General features: G+C 42.3%; 21 protein-coding genes and 1 pseudogene. 4 read left to right on the forward strand and 18 right to left on the reverse strand.

Going from position 1 to position 19,520, the window contains the following annotated elements; genetic code table 11:
* Positions 1 to 70 precede the first annotated feature (70 nt).
* The 12 genes and pseudogenes from BM375_RS04010 to BM375_RS04065 form a co-directional block, all read right to left on the reverse strand.
* Entirely contained in the window at positions 71 to 469 is a 399-nt protein-coding gene (locus BM375_RS04010; RefSeq protein ID WP_398357077.1) for a DUF3872 domain-containing protein, read from the reverse strand.
* A gap of 59 nt (positions 470 to 528) precedes the next feature.
* The gene (locus BM375_RS04015) at positions 529 to 1,086 is read right to left on the reverse strand and encodes a conjugal transfer protein TraO (protein ID WP_093363876.1); all 558 of its coding nucleotides are present in this window, start codon (positions 1,084 to 1,086) and stop codon (positions 529 to 531) included.
* Positions 1,087 to 1,103: 17 nt separating this feature from the next.
* A complete protein-coding gene (gene traN / locus BM375_RS04020; protein WP_170852582.1) occupies positions 1,104 to 2,006 on the reverse strand; it encodes a conjugative transposon protein TraN in 903 nt (300 codons plus the stop codon).
* A gap of 24 nt (positions 2,007 to 2,030) precedes the next feature.
* A complete protein-coding gene (traM, locus tag BM375_RS04025) occupies positions 2,031 to 3,356 on the reverse strand; it encodes a conjugative transposon protein TraM (protein ID WP_093363878.1) in 1,326 nt (441 codons plus the stop codon).
* Positions 3,343 to 3,627 carry a nitrogen regulatory IIA protein gene (locus BM375_RS04030; RefSeq protein WP_093363879.1) on the reverse strand — a complete coding sequence of 95 codons (285 nt, stop codon included), beginning with the start codon at positions 3,625 to 3,627 and terminating at the stop codon, positions 3,343 to 3,345. The genes traM and BM375_RS04030 overlap by 14 nt, the downstream gene beginning before the upstream one ends.
* Positions 3,628 to 3,630: 3 nt before the next feature.
* On the reverse strand, positions 3,631 to 4,026 hold the full coding sequence (locus tag BM375_RS04035) for a hypothetical protein (RefSeq protein ID WP_045756384.1): 396 nt from the start codon (positions 4,024 to 4,026) through the stop codon (positions 3,631 to 3,633).
* Positions 4,027 to 4,036: 10 nt separating this feature from the next.
* The gene (gene traK / locus BM375_RS04040) at positions 4,037 to 4,660 is read right to left on the reverse strand and encodes a conjugative transposon protein TraK (RefSeq protein ID WP_093363880.1); all 624 of its coding nucleotides are present in this window, start codon (positions 4,658 to 4,660) and stop codon (positions 4,037 to 4,039) included.
* A gap of 13 nt (positions 4,661 to 4,673) precedes the next feature.
* On the reverse strand, positions 4,674 to 5,669 hold the full coding sequence (gene traJ / locus BM375_RS04045; RefSeq protein WP_093363881.1) for a conjugative transposon protein TraJ: 996 nt from the start codon (positions 5,667 to 5,669) through the stop codon (positions 4,674 to 4,676).
* 3 nt (positions 5,670 to 5,672) lie between these two features.
* Positions 5,673 to 6,305 (reverse strand): DUF4141 domain-containing protein, encoded by a 633-nt coding sequence (locus BM375_RS04050; protein ID WP_093363882.1) that lies wholly within the window; start codon positions 6,303 to 6,305, stop codon positions 5,673 to 5,675.
* A 21-nt stretch (positions 6,306 to 6,326) separates the two neighbouring features.
* Positions 6,327 to 8,884 (reverse strand): annotated as a pseudogene (locus BM375_RS04055) (TraG family conjugative transposon ATPase).
* A complete protein-coding gene (locus BM375_RS04060) occupies positions 8,881 to 9,213 on the reverse strand; it encodes a DUF4133 domain-containing protein (protein ID WP_093363883.1) in 333 nt (110 codons plus the stop codon). The pseudogene BM375_RS04055 and the gene BM375_RS04060 overlap by 4 nt, the downstream one beginning before the upstream one ends.
* A gap of 11 nt (positions 9,214 to 9,224) precedes the next feature.
* Positions 9,225 to 9,530: a DUF4134 domain-containing protein gene (locus BM375_RS04065; protein ID WP_093363884.1), complete on the reverse strand. Its 306-nt coding sequence runs from the start codon at positions 9,528 to 9,530 to the stop codon at positions 9,225 to 9,227.
* A 318-nt stretch (positions 9,531 to 9,848) separates the two neighbouring features.
* Between BM375_RS04065 and BM375_RS04070 the strand changes: the two genes are divergently transcribed.
* Positions 9,849 to 12,881 carry a metallophosphoesterase gene (locus BM375_RS04070; protein ID WP_093363885.1) on the forward strand — a complete coding sequence of 1,011 codons (3,033 nt, stop codon included), beginning with the start codon at positions 9,849 to 9,851 and terminating at the stop codon, positions 12,879 to 12,881.
* 146 nt (positions 12,882 to 13,027) lie between these two features.
* Here BM375_RS04070 and BM375_RS04075 read toward each other — a convergent pair whose 3' ends face one another.
* The 5 genes from BM375_RS04075 to BM375_RS04095 all read right to left on the reverse strand — a co-directional run bounded on the left by BM375_RS04075 (position 13,028) and on the right by BM375_RS04095 (position 15,735).
* Positions 13,028 to 13,666, reverse strand: a complete 639-nt coding sequence (locus BM375_RS04075) for a conjugal transfer protein TraD (RefSeq protein WP_093363886.1) — start codon at positions 13,664 to 13,666, stop codon at positions 13,028 to 13,030.
* 2 nt (positions 13,667 to 13,668) lie between these two features.
* Positions 13,669 to 13,944, reverse strand: coding sequence for a DUF3408 domain-containing protein (locus BM375_RS04080; protein ID WP_093363887.1), 276 nt, complete (start codon positions 13,942 to 13,944; stop codon positions 13,669 to 13,671).
* Positions 13,945 to 13,955: 11 nt separating this feature from the next.
* Positions 13,956 to 14,369, reverse strand: a complete 414-nt coding sequence (locus tag BM375_RS04085) for a DUF3408 domain-containing protein (RefSeq protein ID WP_093363888.1) — start codon at positions 14,367 to 14,369, stop codon at positions 13,956 to 13,958.
* A 4-nt stretch (positions 14,370 to 14,373) separates the two neighbouring features.
* A complete protein-coding gene (locus BM375_RS04090; protein WP_093363889.1) occupies positions 14,374 to 15,141 on the reverse strand; it encodes a ParA family protein in 768 nt (255 codons plus the stop codon).
* Between the two features lie 156 nt (positions 15,142 to 15,297).
* Complete coding sequence (locus BM375_RS04095; protein WP_139227489.1) at positions 15,298 to 15,735, reverse strand: hypothetical protein; 438 nt, start codon at positions 15,733 to 15,735, stop codon at positions 15,298 to 15,300.
* Positions 15,736 to 15,895: 160 nt separating this feature from the next.
* Here BM375_RS04095 and mobA point away from each other — a divergent pair, with 160 nt between their 5' ends.
* Genes mobA through BM375_RS04110 form a run of 3 tightly spaced genes read left to right on the forward strand, consistent with a single transcriptional unit; the run spans position 15,896 to position 18,540 of the window.
* Complete coding sequence (gene mobA, locus BM375_RS04100; protein ID WP_093364059.1) at positions 15,896 to 16,333, forward strand: conjugal transfer protein MobA; 438 nt, start codon at positions 15,896 to 15,898, stop codon at positions 16,331 to 16,333.
* A gap of 1 nt (position 16,334) precedes the next feature.
* Positions 16,335 to 17,624, forward strand: a complete 1,290-nt coding sequence (mobB, locus tag BM375_RS04105) for a conjugal transfer protein MobB (protein ID WP_093363891.1) — start codon at positions 16,335 to 16,337, stop codon at positions 17,622 to 17,624.
* A 40-nt stretch (positions 17,625 to 17,664) separates the two neighbouring features.
* Positions 17,665 to 18,540, forward strand: a complete 876-nt coding sequence (locus BM375_RS04110) for an AadS family aminoglycoside 6-adenylyltransferase (protein WP_093363892.1) — start codon at positions 17,665 to 17,667, stop codon at positions 18,538 to 18,540.
* 161 nt (positions 18,541 to 18,701) lie between these two features.
* On the opposite strand, the gene BM375_RS04115 is transcribed toward BM375_RS04110, so the two are convergent.
* Positions 18,702 to 19,508 carry an aminoglycoside 6-adenylyltransferase gene (locus BM375_RS04115; RefSeq protein WP_434059696.1) on the reverse strand — a complete coding sequence of 269 codons (807 nt, stop codon included), beginning with the start codon at positions 19,506 to 19,508 and terminating at the stop codon, positions 18,702 to 18,704.
* Positions 19,509 to 19,520: the final 12 nt, after the last annotated feature.

Genomic DNA, 19,520 nt, shown 5'->3' on the forward strand with positions numbered 1-19,520 from the left:
ACGAAAAAGCACCGAATAACAGGCTTAAAAAATGAAAAATCCCGCCACATCGGGCAGGATATTTCTGTCTTTAATCACGGCTGTTAAACTGGAAACTTATCTGTTTTTCGTTCCCGAAATTGTCCGAAATCCAAATATCAAACGACTGTGATACGGTCGATTGGGAAGTGTAATACAATCTAAACTGTGTCTGTGGCAATACGTACAGGTCATTGGGCATATACGGCGGTTCGCTGTAATACCGCAATGCTCCCTGTCCGTCAAACTGGAAATAGCGGATAAAGTATTTCGCATCGCTGAAATTGCCCGACCGTTGAACGGTAATCCGTATTTCAACGGTCTGCCCGTTTGTCACCTCTTTGGGTACAGGCATCACCTGTACCTCAAAAGGGTAATTCTGCCTGATGTCGAGTTCATCTTTTTCGCACGAGGTCAGCACTATGGAGCAGACCAACATCGCCAAGAGCATGAACGATGCCTGTAAATGAAGCCTGTATTTTCTGATTAATGTTTTCATTGCAAATCAATTTAAAAGTTAAACCTTAGTCCAATCCCTGCCGATGGACGAAACTGTTTCAAATCCGTACCCCATAGCACTTTTGTCCGCCCTTGCAGGAGCAGGACAAAACGGTCGGACAGGTACGTTTCAAGTGTGAGCCGTCCGCCTGTACCATAGACAAAATTGTCTTTGTCAAGGATGGTTGAGCCGTCCGGTAGCACTGCCTCGCTCCGGTTGATGGTTTCGTAACCTGCCACGGTTGTAAGCCCTGCATTCAGCGTGATGGTCTTCCGTGCATCGCCCAATAGCTGAAGACTGTAACCCACCTCGCCCGTATAGGTTTCGAGCGGTATCTGTACATCCCTGTAATCCGAGAGCTGATGCGTGTACTCCGCACCCCATATCCAGTAATTGCCGTTCTTTCCGTTCACGGTAAGGGTCAAATTCAGATAGTAATTGTCGCTTACTTCTTTGGACAGCATACCTGCGTTTACTTCCAATCCCTTTTGTTTGGGGAGCATTCGCTGTGCCTGTACCGCCGTGATGCTCCACATGGCAAGCACCACGGCAAAAATGTATTTTATCATTGTTCTTTCGTTTTGGGTTAATTAATCTTTAGGTGCATATCGTTTATCAACTTGGCATTTACGAGGTCTGAATTTTCCACCTGCAATACCTGTTGTCTGCCACCGTTCTTTTCAAAGATTTCAATCACGAGTACCTTGTCATCCGTGATGGTAAACTGGTCGAGCAGGAACACGTTTTGGTCTGTCGTATTGCCCGTGATTTCACCGAGCGTTTTGTACGTCCGCAGTGGTTGCATTGCCTTTTCCTGTACCACGGTACGCTTGGCGACTTTCTTGTCCACCACCTTGAAATTCACAAAATCAATATTGAACGGCACATTGCTTTTGTTGCGCAGTTCCGTATGGAAATAGAATTTTCCATGATGCACGTAGATACCTTTCAGCAGGAATTGTATGCCGTAGCTTTTCGACCCGATATGCTTTACAATCCGTTTGTTTTTCCTGTAAATCGTCTCCATGAGCAAGCCTGCCAGTGACGGAGAATTGCCCCCCAATTCCTCAAACAGAACATCGTTCCCGTTTTCCCTGTCCGACGCCTTTTGCATCGTCAGCAAATCATAATTCAGCGTTGAGGGATAAGCACTGTAAAAGACGTTGAAATTGTAGAAACGACCATCGTCCGTAATAACCGAAAAATTGGTTTCCTCGTCAAAATCCCTCACGCTTGCCTTAATGCGCAAGACGTTTTCCGCATCTTCGGCTTTGCCTGCGATAAGGTATTCACTGCCCAAATCCACGTAGCGGATAGCGGACGGGAATATCAGATGCGAGGTTTTGCTGTACGTCACCTGCATTTCGTAAGGCTCTACCTTGCCCATGCTCAATTTTGTGGTATTGGATGCAACTTGCTGTGCATTTGTACCTGTGATAAAGAGGGTCAAACATACCATTGCCAAGAGTCTTTTAAATATTGCTTTCATTTTCGTTTTTATTTTAGTTGAACATTAGTTTTTTGAAACAAGGAAAATTTGATGACCGGCTTTGACGGTTACTTTGGGTGTTCTTACTTTCTTGGAGAAGTAACCCGACACACCCTGTACCACGCCACGGGAAAGGTCGCCTGCCACCTGTTGACCTGCCGAGCGTGTCATCATAATGGACGTGCCGGAGGTTTGGCTCATGTTGGAGGCTATCTCACTTAGGGCGTTCATTTCGGGAGAATATGGCACATATAGCCCTTGCTGTCCGTCCACATCGTACACGGTTATATCGACCGGAATAATGTTGCCCTCATATTCGATGGACGTTACCTTTAACTGCAATCTGCCACCTTGAAATTTGGCATTTGCCGTTAGTACCGTTCCTGCCGGAATGGAGCGGACAGGCGTTTGTGCCGTTTCCAACAGGCGCAAACGCACACCACTTTCGCCCGTCACGACCTGTGTTTCCTGTACCACTGCCTTGATGCTGTTTTTTGGCTGTATGACCTGTTCCGAAACACCTGCCGTATAGAAGCCACGGTTTCGGGTTTCGTTCCAGTTTGTCAAAAAAGCACTGTCGGTCGGTTCACGGTACAGTGCGGAAACCGTATTTTTCCTTACAGGAGTAAACGCCACAAAATATTCCTTTTGCGATGCACCCTTTGCCGAAGCCATTGTGTCCGTCCTGTTCGGCTGTGCAGGGGTTTGTGGCAGGTAACGGGAAGCCATTTCGTAAGACTTTTCCATCAAAGCCAGTTGGTCATCTATGGTCGTTACAGGCGGTACGTCTTTTTCTGCCAACTGTTCTTTAAGTTCCTCAATCTGTCTGCGGAGTTCCTGCGTTTCGTAATCGCTGTTATCGTAGAACGAGGTCAGCGTACTTTGCGCATTGCGGTAACTGTTCAGAGCAGGGTTGCTGTTCCTGCGTGTACCACCGCCGTAAGCGTAACCGTCTTCGTAAACCTCCTCCGGTTGCTCCGCTTCCGGATCGGCGGTACTGTCCTCGCTCCAATAGTCAGATAGTGACAGGAGCGCATTGCGCTTTTCCTGCATTTTCTGTTCGAGCAGTTCCTGTTCATAAGCCTTTTGCTTATCGGATTGAAGCCCTGCATCGCTTGCCTGCGGTACGGCATCGTTCAGACCAATATCCTCAACCGCTTTCTTATCGGAGGACGGTTTGAAGATTAGGTACATACAGCCGAGGAACACCACGCCCATAAGGGCAAAAATGATAGGCTTCTTTAACTTGTCGGCTTTGTTCTGCGCCCCGTCTTGGGTTGCATCCATTCCGTTTTTCGGGTCGTCATCTTCGACCAAAAAACTTACCTTTTTGTTTTCACTGTCTTTCATGATTTTTATCTTTTAAGATTGTTTTAATACTGTCCTGCGGTGAAACCGAGGAATTGTTTTGCCTAATGGGGTTTTCGATATGCTCAATGGTCATGGTATTATCGGAATGCGCTACATCGTAGCACACTTTCAACAGTACGATGACGGACAGCAGTGCATAGCCTGCAAAGAGCAGTAGCGTATAGCGATGCTGTTTTCGGGCAGGCATCGCTCGCCACTGTCCATCGAGCTTGTTAAACCAATTACTGATTGCTGTTCTTAGATTTTTCATGTTTTAATTGTTATTCCGTTCCACTGCATCACTGACCATAGCGATTGCCTCTTTTGCTTTGGGAGCGGTTACGACCGACAGGTCGGTCAGTTCCGATTGTTTCAGCACCTGCCCATAACGGTCTTTTTTTGCAATCTCCATTCTGCCCAAGAAGAATTTGCCGTTTAGGTACTTCACCCACATAAGGCATTCTATCCTGGGCAGGGCTTCGCCTGCCCATTGCAGAAAGCAGGATAGCAACAACTCCTTTTTAGCTACACCTTTGGGGCAGTTAGCGAGATATTCGCTGATGCTTGCTTTCAGTTTTCCGGCATACGCACCCTGCGTATGGAAATCGCCGTCATACCCCTTTGCAGTAAGGATTTTGGCGAACGTGTTCAAATCTGATATTGCTTCCATAATTTTGGCTTTAGCGGTCGATGACTTCTATATCCCTGTTTTCCAACACGGCAAACTTTTCGATATTGAAGCCCTGCGGGTTGTTGTCCGAGCGGACGGAGTTCACGAGATAACAGGAGGTCACAAGGTTTCGCCTTGTAACGTTGCTTGACCGGATGATAAACTGTTTGGCATACGTCCGTACTGCATAGGGATAGGTATCGAAGTTGCAGACTACGCTGTCCACTTCGATGCGCTGTTGCACGTTGCCCGAAATGATACGGTTATAATAGCCTTTTTCCGAAAGGTCTTTGTAGTAATCGAATGCCGATTTGTCGGCAAGATTAAAAGCCCTTTTCATGTTGCTTTCGATAGCGTTCTTATCCGGCGCGAGCGTAAAGAAAAGTTCATGGAAACGCTTAACGTGTTCCCTTGCCTCAACAGGTCTGTTGAGGCTTGCATCCTGTGACAGTGCCAACATCAAGGATTTGCCGTTGTCCAGTACGTAAACCTTTTGGCGTTGTGCTTCCGCAAACTCATAGGCTTTCCATACGCTAAAGCCTACCACACTGGTACAGAGTACCGCAAATACGATGGCATACAGCCGTATTTGCCTAAAGCTGTTTTCTATGTTTCTTAGTGTTTTAAATTCCATTGCTTTCTGATTTTTATTTGTTCATTAACCTGCCACCGATATTGCCTGCCACAGCACCCGTTCCGGCTCCGGCGATGTTTCCTGTTTTCGATGCCGTCTGATTGACGTTGCGCATGAAGTTTCCTGCGCCTCCGGCTTGGATAACCCAACCTGCCACCGTTGGCACGGTGAAGTAACCCACTATGCCAATTATCATGAAGATGACATACACCGTATTGGATGTGTCGGGGATATAGGTCGGGTCGGCAAGCATATCAATATCCCGTTCGATGATGAGGGTCTGTATCTTGGCGAGCATGGAACTGAACATATCGGCAATGGGCAACCATAGATACACGCTGATATATCGGGTCAGCCATTGCGTGAGTGTGGACTGAAAACCATCCCACACTGAAATCGCAAAGGCTATCGGCCCGAGTATGGACAACACGATAAGGAAGAACGTCCGTATGGTATCTATGACCAGTGCCGAGGCTTGGAAAAGGACTTCCAGTAGTTCCCGAAACCAATCACGGATGCTTTTCTTTAAATCGTACATTCCACGCTCCATGTACATACCGGATATGGCAACCAAATCGGACGGTGACCATCCCAATTCTTCGAGTTTCTTGTCAAATTCGGCATCACTTACGAGGTAAGCGGTTTCGGGGTTGCGGAGCATCGCCTCCCTTTCCAACAGGTCTTTTTGTTCCTGTAACTTGTTCAAGTCAAGCACTTGGTTTTCGAGCATGGCATTTGTGCCTTTTACTACCGGACTTAGCACCGCATTGATAGTTCCCAATACGATGGTCGGGAAGAACATAATGCAAAGCCCGATGGCGAACGGTCGCAGGAGCGGAAACACGTCTATCGTTTCGGCACGGCTCAATGCCTGCCACACTTTCAGTGCTACGTAGAACAGTGCGCCCAATCCGGCGATGCCCTTAGCCACTGTCGCCATATCGGCGGACAGTGGGAGCATCTCATCGTAAAGCGAGCGCAGGAGTTCGTGAAGATTGTTCCATTCCATAGCTTACCAGTATTTTTGTTCAGCAGTTCCGTACAGTTCAAGCACCCTTTTGGTGTTGTTGTGTTTCTTAGCCCTCAAAATGCTTACGGAGATATTCTTGTTGGTGAAATAGCGGACAAGGCTATGGTAGTCCTTGACCTCTTTGTAAACCCTGTCGATGATGTCCATACGCTCTTTGTCGTTCAGCGAAAGCGAGGAAGAAGTGACAATCTGTTTCAGTTCTTTGAGCAACTCGGTGCTTTCGTTGAGCAGAGCAGAATAACCGTTGGCGATTGCCGTGAGTTCCTGCGGACTGAAATTGGGGTCGTTCAACATCTTGCCGAAATTGTTCACGTACATTTCGGACACATCACCCACGAGCAAAACCGTCTGTTGCACCTTACGGGCATCTTTCACCAAGTTGTTTACGGCTTGCAGTTTGTCGTAATATTCCTTGCCCTGCTCATACACTTTTTTGACCTCGTTGAAATTCTTAACCACGTTGGACACGGTGGATGAGGTCTGCACGATTTCATTGGCGGAGTTGATAATACCCGATGCCAAATTTGAGGGGTCAACAACGACCCATTGTGCTTTTGCGGACGGTGCAACGGCAAGCATAAGTGCCGTAAACACCAGTAACATTGTTTTTTTCATTGTTTCTGATTTTTAAAATGATTAATAACTATTTGTGCTTTCACGTCTCTGTTGGGCAATGCGCTTTATCGCCAGTTCCACATTGCCGTCCAGTTCGGAAGCCAGTTGCATGACTTCCATTTTTTCGGTTTCCTCTGTGGTGTATGCGAAATACTCTTCGAGCGAAACCTCTGTGGCATACACGGCGGAATGCGTACCGCCAAGCCCAATCCATACCTCTTTGTAAAGCCTTGACGGGTCGTTGTTCTGATTGATGGAAAGGATTTGGGATTTTTCCTTTTCTGTAAGCCCCAACATTTCCTGTATCGCATCGAATTTGTTCATGTACTTGCGTTGGTCAAGCAGGATTTTACAGTCGGAATTGTTGATGATACTTTCCTTTACCACGGGTGACTGGATGATGTCGTCCACTTCCTGCGTGACCACGATAGCCTCACCAAAAAATTTGCGGACGGTCTTAAACAGGTACTTGATGTACTCCGCCATTCCCTCTTTGGCTATGGCTTTCCACGCTTCCTCAATCAGTATCATTTTGCGCACACCTTTGAGCCTGCGCATCTTGTTGATGAATACTTCCATAATGATGATGGTCACTATGGGAAAGAGGATTTTGTGGTCTTTAATCGCATCAATTTCAAACACGATAAAGCGTTTGGAAAGCAGGTCAAGTTGCTTGTCGGAGTTCAACAGATAGTCGTATTCTCCACCCTTGTAATAGGGTTCAAGCACGTTCAGAAAATTTGCGAGGTCAAAGTCTTTTTCCCTTACCTGTTTGTCTTCTAGTACCTTTTTATAGTCACCCTTTACGTACTCGTAAAATCCGTTGAAAGAGGGATATTCATCGCTTTGCCTGATACGGTCGATGTAACCGCTCACGGCATTGGACAATGCCACTTCCTCTGAACGGGTCGGCGGTTCATCGTCACGCTTCCAAAGCGTAAGGATGAGCGTTTTGATACTTTCCCTTTTCTCGATGTCGAATACGCCGTCATCCGTATAAAATGGATTGAATGCTATCGGGTTGTCTTCGGTGTAGGTAAAATACACACCGTCTTTGCCCTTTGTCTTCCCCTTAATCAGTTCGCACAATCCTTGATAGGAGTTGCCCGTATCGACCAATAGTACATGAGAGCCTTGCTCATAATACTGCCTCACCATGTGATTGGTGAAGAATGATTTTCCACTTCCAGTTTGGAGGGTTGGCGGGCTACTCAATTAAGAATAGCCCGCCAACCCCCAGATGGGCCTAACACGAAGCGGTTCCGATTTGTGATAATGCCCCGCTTCATAGGCAAATCTGATATATCCAAATGGATGGGCTTTCCTGTCAATCGGTCTGCCATCTTGATACCGAAAGGCGATGGCGAATTTTGGTAGTTGGTTTCCTCGGTGAAGAAACACAGCGCAGGTTCAATGAACGTGTAAAAACTTTCCTCTGCCGGAAAGTCACCTGCATTTCCTGCCATGCCTGCCCAATACAGTGTGGCAACATCCACCGTGTTATGCCTCGGCTTGCATTCCATCAAAGCGAGCGCACTGCCCGTGTCGTTCTTTAGCTGTTTGAGTTCGTTCGGGTCATCCGACCACGCCATCACGTTGAAATGCGCACGGATAGAGGACAGCCCGAAGCTGTGCGCTTCGTTCAGATACCTTTCTATCCATTCTTTGTTAATCTGATTGGCACGGCTGTACCTCGCCAGTGAGTGCATATTACGGGCTGACTTTTCAAACTTGCGCAGGTTCTCATCGCTGTTGTCCAAAAACAGATACTGGTTATAGATATGGTTACAGCTAAGGAACAAGCCAACCGGAGAGGCAAAGGACAACAGGCAATCGCTCCTGTCCGTGGACAGCTTTTCATACCTCGAATTGGACGATACCGTATTGGGCAAATCGTCCGTATCGGACAGCGTGTGCAGGCACAGCCTTTTGTTTCCGATACGCACATCCTCACTGCCCAAAGCTATATCCTGCATAGGCGTTCCGGCTTCCCTTGACAGGGTAAGGTACTGTTCGAGCAATCCCTGCCTGTCGCCTGTTCCGATGATGTCATCCTCGGTCAAGCGTTCCAGTTTCACAAAACCGCTGTCATTGATAATGCGCTCAAACTGTGCGACCGCTTCCATAAACCTGCGGACGGTTTCTTTATCCCTTATTTCTTTCGGAATAAGGACACCTTTGCAAAGCGAACTAAAGTTGCTCTGCATCCGCATCCGCTCTTTGGTCGTCTTGGTCAAAAAAAGATAGCAGTAATGGTTTAAAAAAGGACGTTCGTTGAAATGTTGCTGATAGGATTTGGCAAGGAAACTCAACCCGTCCTGTGCCATATCCGGCGCATAACTTTCCTTGATGTACCAGTCCTGTTTGTGGACAATGGTGTAATCCGGCAATGTCTTGATAGCCTTATGCCAAGCCGAATGGATGGCATCGTACTCTGCCGATGCTACCGTGAACAGTTCCGGCAGTTGTACCCGAAAGCAAGCCGTGATGTCTGCATCCTTTGATATGATGCAGTTCTGTTCCACCGCCAGTAATGGAAACTTGCTCTCCAACGTTGTGGCTTTTCCTGTATTTCTCATAAATGACTGGATTTAGAAGTGAATTTTAAATAGCGATGTACGGCTCTGCGACAGATGATGTATTTCGGATGCCTTTTCTTTGCCCCGACTTTCATTAGTCCGTGTTCGCCGTACTTGCCGTTCAATGCGAATGTTTGCCAAACGATGAGCGATGCACCGCCCGCCCCGACGAACAGGCAGATGTAAGGGTTTACGCCTGCCATGTACATGACCATGACGAGGATAAGCACACCGAGCAGACCACCTACGAAGATGAAAAGGTACTGTGCTTTCAGTCCTTTGAACTCTACCGTCCTGCCGATACCTTTATTGATATTGTAATTGCTCATAGTACGCCAGGTTAAAGGAAGAATGAGCGGAGAATGGTCGCCGCAACGATTAAGAAGATACAAGCCCCAAACCACGACGCCGCCGTCTTGCTTGTATCGGGGTCTCCGCTACTAAATTTGTTGTACACTTTTACGCCTCCGATTAACCCGACCACCGCCCCGATGGCATAAATCAACTGCGTTGCAGGGTCGAAATAACTCGTTACCATCTGCGTAGCCTCTTGGATGCCTGCCGAGCCGTTGCCCTGTGCGATTACACCAAATGCAGACAGTAACGCAACGCCTGTCAGCAACACTTTTTTGCTTTGTTTTTCCATGATTTAACTGAATTAAATTGTTATTGCCTACCCACCCCGTGTGGGCTTTCGCAACAAAAGTCTTATGGAAATCGAAGTGGTACGGGAAAGTGGAAATCCGTGGAATTAGTTGGCAGTTAGTGGCGTTTTGAGTTTGAAAAGGGCATAAAGAAACTTGAAAGCTTGTTTGCATTACAACTATAAAGTAGTCTTGGAATTAATAATGCTAATGAGTTTTGTATTAGCTTTTTGTGTAAATTAGCCAATTAGACAACAAACGTTAACTTGCGTCTATATTACTGTTAGAACTAAGATTAAAACAAAAAACCATATCAATATATGAAAATAGGTATTTTACATTTGACTGATTTACACATAGAAAATGAGATATTTTCCGAGCGAATTGATAAACTAACTAAAGCAATAGAATACGATATAAAACAGATAAGTCACATTTACTTAGTGTTGTCTGGTGATATTGCCAATTATGGAAGAAAATCTGAATTTGACAATGCTAAAGTTTTCATAAGTAAGCTAAAAGAAAATTTGAAATCAATTGGTAAGCTTTTGCAAATCGAAATCATTGTAGTACCTGGAAATCACGATTGTTGTTTTGATAATGTTAAAAAGACTAGAAAATCAATTCTAAATGATTGTAAAACTGACATTATTGAGGAAGAAGATTATTTTCTTGATGCTATGGCAGTTCAATCTGATTTCTGGAACTTCACTAATGAATTGACCAACATTAAAGAACAATATCTCGCTTCATATAAATATGATTTTAGACCTCATATTGACTTCAAAGTTTCATTTCATTGTTATAATACAAGCTGGTTAACCGAAATTCATGAAAAACAGGGTAGCTTAATTGTTCCCGAAAACAAATTTTTACAAAATGAAAATGGAGAATATGTTATATCTGTTTTTCACCATCCAATTGATTGGCTGTCAGCAAATACCTCAAGAAATAATAAACAAAGGTTTGAAGAGCATTTAATAAACACTTCCAATCTAGTAGTCTATGGACATGAACACGATAAAGGCAAATCGAAAGCAATAATTCAACAAAAGCAAAATGTAGTTTTTTGTGGAGGAAAAGCATTTAATATTTCTGACTTGAGAAACACAGGATTCTCTTATTATGAAATTGACTTAACCGATAAGTCTATTAATATAAAGTCGTTTAATTTTAATAATGATATATATGAGGTTGAGTTTGAGGATAATCATAAAATAATTGCAAAGAATAAACGAAATTTTGTTTTAAGTGAGGATTTTGAAACTAAGATTTCAAGTCTCAATATTCCATTAAAACATTCTAAAAAAGAAAGGTTATTAATTTCTGACGTTTTTGTTTACCCTGATCTTGAGCCACTAATTGATGATGATATCGTTCAATATCCTAATTCGTCCGAATTAATTGAAAAGGTTAAAAATAACAACTCTTCCAAAATATTGATTGAAGGTGCCGATCAGTGTGGTAAGACATCATTACTGTATGTATTATATAATAGATTTTATGAGTTAGGATTTAATCCGCTATATTTAAGGGGTAAGTATTGCAATGAGACAAACATTAAAAAACTGATAAAAAGGTCTTTAAAAGAACAGTATGATAGCGACAACGTAGATTTATATTTTCAACAGGATAAGAGAATAATTCTTTTGGATAACTTTCATAAATCTTCTTTAAATTCAAAGTATAAAAAAAATTTAATTGAGTCAATAAACGCTCATTTTGATTACATTATATTAACATCAGATAATACTTACAGCTCAAGAAATGTTACTGAAGAAGCAACGAGTTTAAAGGATTATTCAAAATACAAATTGCTTCCACTGGGTCATGAAAAAAGAAGTGAACTAATTGAGCAATGGTTAATGATAGGTGAGAATAAACTCACAGTTCAAGAAGAAGTAATTTTATCCGAAGTCAAGTTACGATTCAATGAAATTGACGCATTGATCGGAAATCGTTTAATGCCATCATATCCTATTTTTATTTTAACACTGCTTCAAAGTTTAGATGAGAACTTGCAAAACTTCTCTCAAACTTCATATGCCAATATTTATTTGGTTTTAATTAAATCCGGTCTAATCAAGGAAGGTATTAAGGATAGTGTTTTAACTAGTTTACTTAATGTATTAAAGGAATTATCATTTTATTTATACAGTGAGTTGAAAGCTTCGACTTTTACCCCAACTCAATTTGAAGAATTTGTGCATGAATATTCTAAAAAATTTTTTAGACATGAAAAGCTTACGATTCATAAAATTCTTTCTGTACTATGTAATTCAAATATTTTAAAATTTGACGATGAACATTATACATTCTCATATAAATACATATATTATTTCCTTATTGCTCAAAAAATTTCATCGGAAATTGATAGCTATCAAGAATTAATTTATGAACTGTGTAATAATATTCATCTTGAAGTAAATGCTAACATACTAATATTTTTATCACACCATTCTAAGGCACAAATTTTAATTGATAATATTGTATTAACTAGTCAAATACCGTTTGAAAAATACACTCCTATAAGCTTAAATAAAGATGATGAGTTTGTACAATTTATAACTGAATTTACAAATGAAATCAAACATGAGATAATTGAAGAAATTAATCCAAAAGATGAAGTAAAGAAAGATCTTAAAAGAAGAGATGACAATGAAAGAAAAAGAAATAAAAGTGCTGATTTAGATTTAGAAGAGGATGACGACAGCGTTTTACCAATTGAAGTAATTGAGATGAGCCAGGCTTTTAGAACCGTTAAAATAATAGGTCAAATTGTAAAAAATCAAAGCGGTGATTTTGAAAAAGATAAATTAATAAATCTAGTTGAATCCGCTTATAACACTATGTTCAGATTTTTAGGCTTTTATTCCGAAATATTAGTAAGAGATAAAGAATTATTAATCGACTCACTGGTTGAAAATATTATAGAAAAAGAAAGTCATAAGCAACAAGTCAGTATTGATAATAGAGTAATTGAAAAAGCTGTAAAGAAAATGCTTCAATTCATTTCCTGGAGAATTTGTATAGACAGTATGTCGAATCTTATGTTTTCAGTTGGAACAAAAGGTCAAAATGAATTATTTGAAAAAGTCAACTTAAGAATGGACTCAACAGCATCAAAACTCGTAACATTTGCCATAAAAACTTTCTATGATAAAATTGATACAAAAGAACTTTCAAAGCTATTCGACGACGTTAAAGATAACTATTTGGCTCAGTGTATTTTACGAGAATATATAAAAAGATATTTATATACGAACTATATTGAACGTAGTAAAAGAGATCAAATAATTAATATTGCTGGATTTAGTAAACAAAAATTAATACCGAAAATGAAAACGGTATAAAAATTCAGTTAAAAAACAGAACTCGATTAAGTGTCAACATTCGTGTTTTCTATCTTCAAGAATATTTTTTATTTGCTCTTTTTGGAGATAATGTGGAGCCGTAAAAAAGGAGATTTTAGAAATTATTTCTAAAAAAGGGAGTTTGTTTACACAAACTCCCCAATATCGAAACCATCTAAATCACTTTTCCGCAAATCGGGAGAACTGAAATCCGTTCCGGCGGAGAGGCTCTTGTCCAACAACTCTGCAATCTTCCGTGAAGCTCCATCCATTGAGTTTTCGAGCAGACTTAACAATTCCGTTCCCTGTAATCGCTGAACTATATCCACCGCTTTTTTTTGCAGGGCAGGTTCGAGCGTATCTTGCTCCAACCATGTCCCCACGGTCGTCAGTTCATCAAAGGTAACCCCTGTGGCAAACTCATTGTCGCTGTCCTCAAACCCGTATTCATCCCATTCGTCTTCCTCATTTTCAAAATCGGTCATACTTCCGAAGACTTCATCCGGTTCTCCCTCAATCTGCGGATTTTCCAATCCTAAACCTATCCCGTAGGTTTCTGCATCAAAATTATCAGCTATCCCGTCACGTTCGCCGGATTGGCACTTTGTGGCATTCATGGGCAACGTGTGTCGTTCCACGGGCTTAGGAAGCCCCATAATATCCGGCAGGTCGGGTCTTTGCTTTTCCGGCTTTATCTCCCTGCGGACGGTCTTATTGATGACCACCCTATCTTTCAGCAAAAGGATAATGACGATGATAAGGCATATTACAATCAATGTTTCCATAGCTATAATATTGGCTTTTGGTTTCGGGCATGGATGGTATTTATTTCCTCGCCGAAATCCTCAAAGTGGTTTTTCAATACGCTGTGCAGATAATCGGTAAGCGTAATTTCCCCGTCTCCGAGAATACAGACGATACGGGATAACTTCTTGTGAAAATCGGTGCAGATGTACACCGACTTTCCACATCTTGCGACAACTCCGGTCGGTTTTAGAAACACCGACTTATATCGGGTTATGCGCAGTACCTTTTTCGGTTGTTTTTGCTGTTGCTTGTTCATAATCAAATGTTTTAAAAAATGGGTTTAAACTTATCGTTGAAATCCTCGGTGATAGCTTTTTCAAACTGTACAAAGTGATGTTCGAGAATATTGTCCAAATAGGCATACAAGGGTATCTTATCCTCGCCGATAACCTGCACGATACGGGAAAGCCGTTCGTGGTATTCCTGCCGGATGTAGATGCTCTTATCGCCTCGGCGTGTCATGGTATGGCTGTTGAGAAACCGCTCGCCATAGCCTATATCGGAAGTCCTCTTTTGCCGTGTTCGTTCTTTGGCTACGGGCTTTTCCGTGGGTATTTCCTTTGGCGGTTCTGCCGTTGGCTCATGGGGTGCTACCACCTGTTGGGGCTTCTTTGTTTCACCTGCCATAATCGACATGAGATAAGCCTCGTCAATCGGCTTTTTCTTATTTTCGTTTTCCATAGCTTTACAGGTTAATGGTTCTTAAAAACTCACTGATGAACAAATCCAAGCCGGAGGATTTTAGCAATCTTTTGTCGGGTGGCAATAGCGTAGAGCGGAAGACGGTCTTTGCCGTTGCCTCGCTTTCCTTTCGGAAGCGTTTGCTATCCCTGATGCGTGTTTCCATCGCTTGCAGTCCGACTTCCTTAATGACGTTGCCGTAGATTTCGTACAGGTGCGATTTTTCCCTGCCATCGACCATGTTCCAAAACAGCCGTATGGTTTCGATAGAGGTCTGCCCGTGTTTCATAAGCACGTTGGTCAGCACATCGGTAAAGCTCAATGTGCTTTCCATGACTACACGGTCTGCCGTGATGGGCGAAAAGATGTGGTGCATCCCTGCCAGTGTGTTGAGCAAGCCCGTAGTGTTCACCGTTCCGGTCAAGTCAAAGAAAACCATATCCACGGGAACAGCCGAAGCCTGTAAGAATGCCTGCGCATCCGTTATTGCATTGTCAGCCCTACTTTGCAATACCGGATAGGCTTTCTTGTTGATGGTTGAAAACTGGCGGTGCGCCAGTTTTTTCAGCACCTCGTTTTGCATGACCGCTTTCAAATCCCGTTCCCTCATTTGGCAGATGCTGTGCTGTGGATAGTCACAGTCAAAGACGGCTACATTATATCCCATTTGGTAATGGAGTATGCTTGCCGTAACCGTTGTAAACGTGCTTTTTCCAACGCCCCCTTTTTGGCTTGAAAAAGCAATGAATTTTGTCCTGTTTGTTGCTTCCATTTCTATTCTATTTTTAAGTTTCTGTTTCCGTGGACTGCCTGCCGTCCTGCATGGAGCAGGGCTTTCATCCCTGCACACTGTCCGGCAGTCTTGATACAATTCCGTCTGTCGGGCTTGCCCTCATCCGTTCAGTCAGCCGTGCCGTCATTCCGGCTTTCATACAGGCAAGACCGATGGCTTGCCTATCGTCCTGCTTGTTGGAATGGCTACCGGATAGCTTTCATGCCGTCCGGCATTCCTGTCTGCCATTCGGAACTCCGTCATGCGTTCCTGTTTTCCTGCAATCCTGCGCTGCGGCTTTCCTAACTGCCATCGGGAGCGGATGCCTGCAAACAGGCTTGCGTGACTGATAGCGCAAAGAAGCAGGTTATTCCGATGCACTCTTTTAATGCGGTAGTTCGGGGCATTTGTTGGCAATGTTTGGTTGTGGGCAACAGGGCAATCGTTCGGAAAAGCTACCCTTACTTTGTAAGGACTTAAATGCAAGGGGTAAATGGAAAAATCATTGGCGTATGGAAGTTGTGGGCGGAACGGCGAAAAGCCGTTTTTTTCCGCTTTACCCAATCCGACCCGTAGGGCGGATTTTCTGTTCACCCGAACAGAGCAAGTTATGTTTTGAGGCACTCGAAACCCGTTTCGTGCCTCAAAACCACTTGCCCTTGCAGGGGGCTTGGTAAACACCCTCCGAAGTCGGGGTTTATGTTAATTAACTAAAGTTGAGCTCGCTGAAGCTCGGTTATTAATGGATTTAGATATGGAAGACAACAGAAGAAACCGAACAAACAAAGGTGGGCGCAAGCCTAAAGCAGACCCAAGCATCCACCGTTATGTATTTCGTCTTACGGACGAAGAAAATGCGAAATTCCTTACGTTGTTGGAGCAATCGGGAATGAAAGTATTGGCACATTTCATTACAGCCTGCATCTTTCAGAAGCCAATCAAGACCGTAAAATTTGATATGAATGCAGTCGATTTTCATACGAGGCTCACCAATTTTTACAGCCAGTTTAGAGCGGTTGGCGTGAATTACAACCAAATCGTGAAGAAACTTTACCGCAATTTCTCAGAGAAAAAGGCATCGGCTTACCTCTTTAAACTGGAAAAGCAGACGGCAGAAATGGCGGACTTGTGCCGGAAAGTGATTGAGCTAACACAGGAATTTGAAAAAGAACACCTGCAAAAACACAAGTAATATGATAGCAAAGATTGGCAAAGGTGAAAATCTGTACGGTGCAATTTCATACAACCAAAAGAAAATTGATAGTGAAAACGGGCAGGTTCTGTTACTGAACAGAATACCCGAAACGTTGGATAATACCTATTCGACAAGTTACCTGCACCAGTGTTTTGAGCCGTACCTGTCCGCAAATATCAGAACAGAAAAACCAGTGCGCCACATATCGCTGAACCCCGATCCTACGGATAGGGTCAGCGATGGGCAGTTCATGGAAATGGCACAGGAGTACATGGAGCGCATGGGGTATGGCAACCAACCCTATATCGTTTTCAAGCATACCGATATTGAGCGTACCCATATCCATATCGTGACGGTCTGTGTGGGTTTGGACGGGAAGAAACTACCGGATAGCTACGACCATCCACGTTCAATGGCAATCTGTCGGGATTTGGAACAAACGTACAATCTTATACCTGCCGCGGAAAAACAGCGCACAGGTAATGAGCAGGTATTCCGTCCGGTCGATTACAGAGCCGGAGACGTTAAGAGCCAAATCGCTTCGGTGGTGCGAAACCTGCCGAAGTATTACGGGTACGCAAGCCTCGGAGCATACAACGCCTTGCTATCACTTTTAAATATCACCGCCGAGGAAGTCAAAGGGGAACTGTACGGACAGCCCAAAAATGGGCTTGTCTATTTTGCATTGAACGAACAGGGAGAAAAAGCGAGCAATCCTTTTAAGGCATCCCTTTTCGGCAAGCAGGCAGGACTGGACGAACTGCAAAAACAATTCGCAAAGGCTAAGGAGAAAATGAAAGCCGACCCCACAAGAGCCGTCCTCAAAAGCACCATTGAAGTAGCGATGCACACCGCTACAAACGAAGCCGATTTTAAAAAGCAGTTATTGGAGCAGGGTATCAATACCGTGGTACGGCGAAACGATGAGGGGCGTATATACGGTATGACTTTTATAGACCACGAAAGCCGTACGGTTTGGAACGGTTCAGCTTTGAGCAAAAACCTTTCGGCTAATGTCTTTAATGATTGGTGGAACGAGCAGGCAATCGGAAAACGCCAAGAAGCCGAAAAAAAATCCGTACAAAATCAGCCATCGACCACGGGCAATCCCTTAGAGAAAGAGGAAGCCCATGCACTTTTTGACTTTCTGAATAAAGGACAGCCGACCGATGATTTGTTGATAGATGGCTTGGGTGGGTTACTGCCGGAGGCACAGGGAGAAGACTACGAGGAACAGGAATTTGCCAACCGTATGAAGAAAAAGAAGAAACGAAAAAGGCTACCTTAAAAATAAATGGATATTTTTGTTAGATATTGGCATTTATAGCATGAAGTATAGAGACGAGAAATTAAAGCGTATCATTGATTGGTCAGAAAAAAATAGAGAGATAAGAGCGGTATTACTAACAAGCTCCCTTGTAAATCCATTAGCATCTGTTGATGAATTTAGTGATTTGGATATTGAACTTGTTTTTGAGGATAACACTACATACATTTCAGACAATAATTGGATAAGCAATTTTGGAATTCCAATTGCGATGATTGAAGAAGATGAAACCTATTTTGATTACAAACACGCAATGAAAATGGTTTTATACGATGATTATGTAAAAGTAGATTTCAAACTATATAGCAAAAAAGAATTTTTAGAAGAAGTTCAGCAAAATGAATTGTGCGAAGATTGGGATATTGGTTATAAAGTTTTGATTGATAAAGACAACTTAACCCAAAATCTGAAAAAACCGACATATCAGGTTTCTATTATTATAAAACCAACCGAACAAAAATTTGAACAGCTTTTAAATGATTTTTGGTGGGATACCACTTATGTAGCAAAAAGCCTTGCAAGAGATGAGTTGTTTTATGCAAAATTTATGTCGGAAAACAATATCAGAACCGACTACTTGATACCTTTAATTGAATGGCATATTGCCATTCAACACGATTGGAAAATAACAACCAATAAATTTGGAAGACTTTTTAAAAATTACCTCACATCTGAAATGTGGCAAAAAGTAGAGCAGACATTTTCGGGAAGTATCATTGAAGATAATTGGAATGCATTATTTGCAATGGCAGATTTAGTATCAGAAATTGGTAAAGAATTGTCAGAAAAATTGGGGTTTGAATATCCTATAAAGTTAGAGACTGATATAAGAAAGTATTTGCTCGATTTAAAAGAAAGCTACTTGGACAAACAATAAGATTTCTATAAAAACCACAAAGACCAGGATTAACATCTTGGTCTTTGATGGTTAGCTTTTAATGTCCACGTTTAACAGAGTGGATGGGTTAACCGCATTTGTCGGAATAGATTACAAACAATAAACATTTCCCAACCACATAAAGAAGTAGAAAACTTCGGTTATTCAATCCTATTTAGTAGTCGTTTTAGGTCTGTCTTAACACCTAATTCATCAAACAGCTTTTTTGATAAGTTCAATGAATTTTGGAAAGCTACTTTTAAATTGCCAGTGTCCAAATCAGATGTTGTCAATTTAAATTCTGAATACCAATCTTTGTCAATATCTTTCTCTAAACTTTTTGTCGGACTTTCCCAATGATGGGTTTGATTTGTTGCTATTCGTATTAACCAAAGTAAATACTTTTGTACGTTTGACAGACTTTGGTAAGCGTGAGCGTATTCCTTTCTTTTAATCAAGTTACTTGTTGTCAACAATACATTCAGTAATGATTGGCTTAAAAATAAGATATTTTCATTTGTAGTTCTGTCGGGCAATTTTGTTTTTATTTGATTAAGTGTGTCAGCCAAAAGACCGTCTTTGTCAATGATGTTCATTTGGTCAAAATCGCTGAACGCCACAAAGCCCTCCCACGATTTTATAACGTCAATCTCATTTATTGTTAAAAAATGAAATTCACCTCTAATCAGGTTCTCAAAAATTGCGACCTCACTGCCATATTCATTCGTAAAATATAACGCTGTCGGATAAATCTGATTTACCCACTTTTCGGCAGAAAAATTTTCTTTGTTTTTCAGAAAGATATAAAATTCGATGTCAGAATATTGGTCGCCCTCGTTTTTGGTAAACGAACCATACATTAAAACTGCGGAAACATTTTTGTCCTTTTGAGCGATTGATTTGGTCGTATCAATCATTTGTAACTGTGTCATTGTGCTAAATTTAAAGTTTGGAATGCATTTATTCATCACTTGTACAAA

Origin of the sequence: Sphingobacterium wenxiniae (genome assembly GCF_900116225.1) — a bacterium.
Lineage (GTDB): Bacteria > Bacteroidota > Bacteroidia > Sphingobacteriales > Sphingobacteriaceae > Sphingobacterium > Sphingobacterium wenxiniae.

Coding starts and splice junctions, on each gene's coding strand:
- BM375_RS04090 (WP_093363889.1), bottom strand. CDS start 15,141: ATGGAAGCAACAAACAGGACAAAATTCATTGCTTTTTCAAGCCAAAAA.
- mobA (WP_093364059.1), top strand. CDS start 15,896: ATGGAAGACAACAGAAGAAACCGAACAAACAAAGGTGGGCGCAAGCCT.
- BM375_RS04080 (WP_093363887.1), bottom strand. CDS start 13,944: ATGAACAAGCAACAGCAAAAACAACCGAAAAAGGTACTGCGCATAACC.
- BM375_RS04060 (WP_093363883.1), bottom strand. CDS start 9,213: ATGAGCAATTACAATATCAATAAAGGTATCGGCAGGACGGTAGAGTTC.
- BM375_RS04115 (WP_434059696.1), bottom strand. CDS start 19,508: ATGAATAAATGCATTCCAAACTTTAAATTTAGCACAATGACACAGTTA.
- traK (WP_093363880.1), bottom strand. CDS start 4,660: ATGGAATTTAAAACACTAAGAAACATAGAAAACAGCTTTAGGCAAATA.
- BM375_RS04035 (WP_045756384.1), bottom strand. CDS start 4,026: ATGGAAGCAATATCAGATTTGAACACGTTCGCCAAAATCCTTACTGCA.
- BM375_RS04065 (WP_093363884.1), bottom strand. CDS start 9,530: ATGGAAAAACAAAGCAAAAAAGTGTTGCTGACAGGCGTTGCGTTACTG.
- mobB (WP_093363891.1), top strand. CDS start 16,335: ATGATAGCAAAGATTGGCAAAGGTGAAAATCTGTACGGTGCAATTTCA.
- BM375_RS04050 (WP_093363882.1), bottom strand. CDS start 6,305: ATGAAAAAAACAATGTTACTGGTGTTTACGGCACTTATGCTTGCCGTT.
- BM375_RS04015 (WP_093363876.1), bottom strand. CDS start 1,086: ATGATAAAATACATTTTTGCCGTGGTGCTTGCCATGTGGAGCATCACG.
- traJ (WP_093363881.1), bottom strand. CDS start 5,669: ATGGAATGGAACAATCTTCACGAACTCCTGCGCTCGCTTTACGATGAG.
- traM (WP_093363878.1), bottom strand. CDS start 3,356: ATGAAAGACAGTGAAAACAAAAAGGTAAGTTTTTTGGTCGAAGATGAC.
- traN (WP_170852582.1), bottom strand. CDS start 2,006: ATGAAAGCAATATTTAAAAGACTCTTGGCAATGGTATGTTTGACCCTC.
- BM375_RS04070 (WP_093363885.1), top strand. CDS start 9,849: ATGAAAATAGGTATTTTACATTTGACTGATTTACACATAGAAAATGAG.
- BM375_RS04030 (WP_093363879.1), bottom strand. CDS start 3,627: ATGAAAAATCTAAGAACAGCAATCAGTAATTGGTTTAACAAGCTCGAT.
- BM375_RS04010 (WP_398357077.1), bottom strand. CDS start 469: ATGCTCTTGGCGATGTTGGTCTGCTCCATAGTGCTGACCTCGTGCGAA.
- BM375_RS04110 (WP_093363892.1), top strand. CDS start 17,665: ATGAAGTATAGAGACGAGAAATTAAAGCGTATCATTGATTGGTCAGAA.
- BM375_RS04085 (WP_093363888.1), bottom strand. CDS start 14,369: ATGGAAAACGAAAATAAGAAAAAGCCGATTGACGAGGCTTATCTCATG.
- BM375_RS04075 (WP_093363886.1), bottom strand. CDS start 13,666: ATGGAAACATTGATTGTAATATGCCTTATCATCGTCATTATCCTTTTG.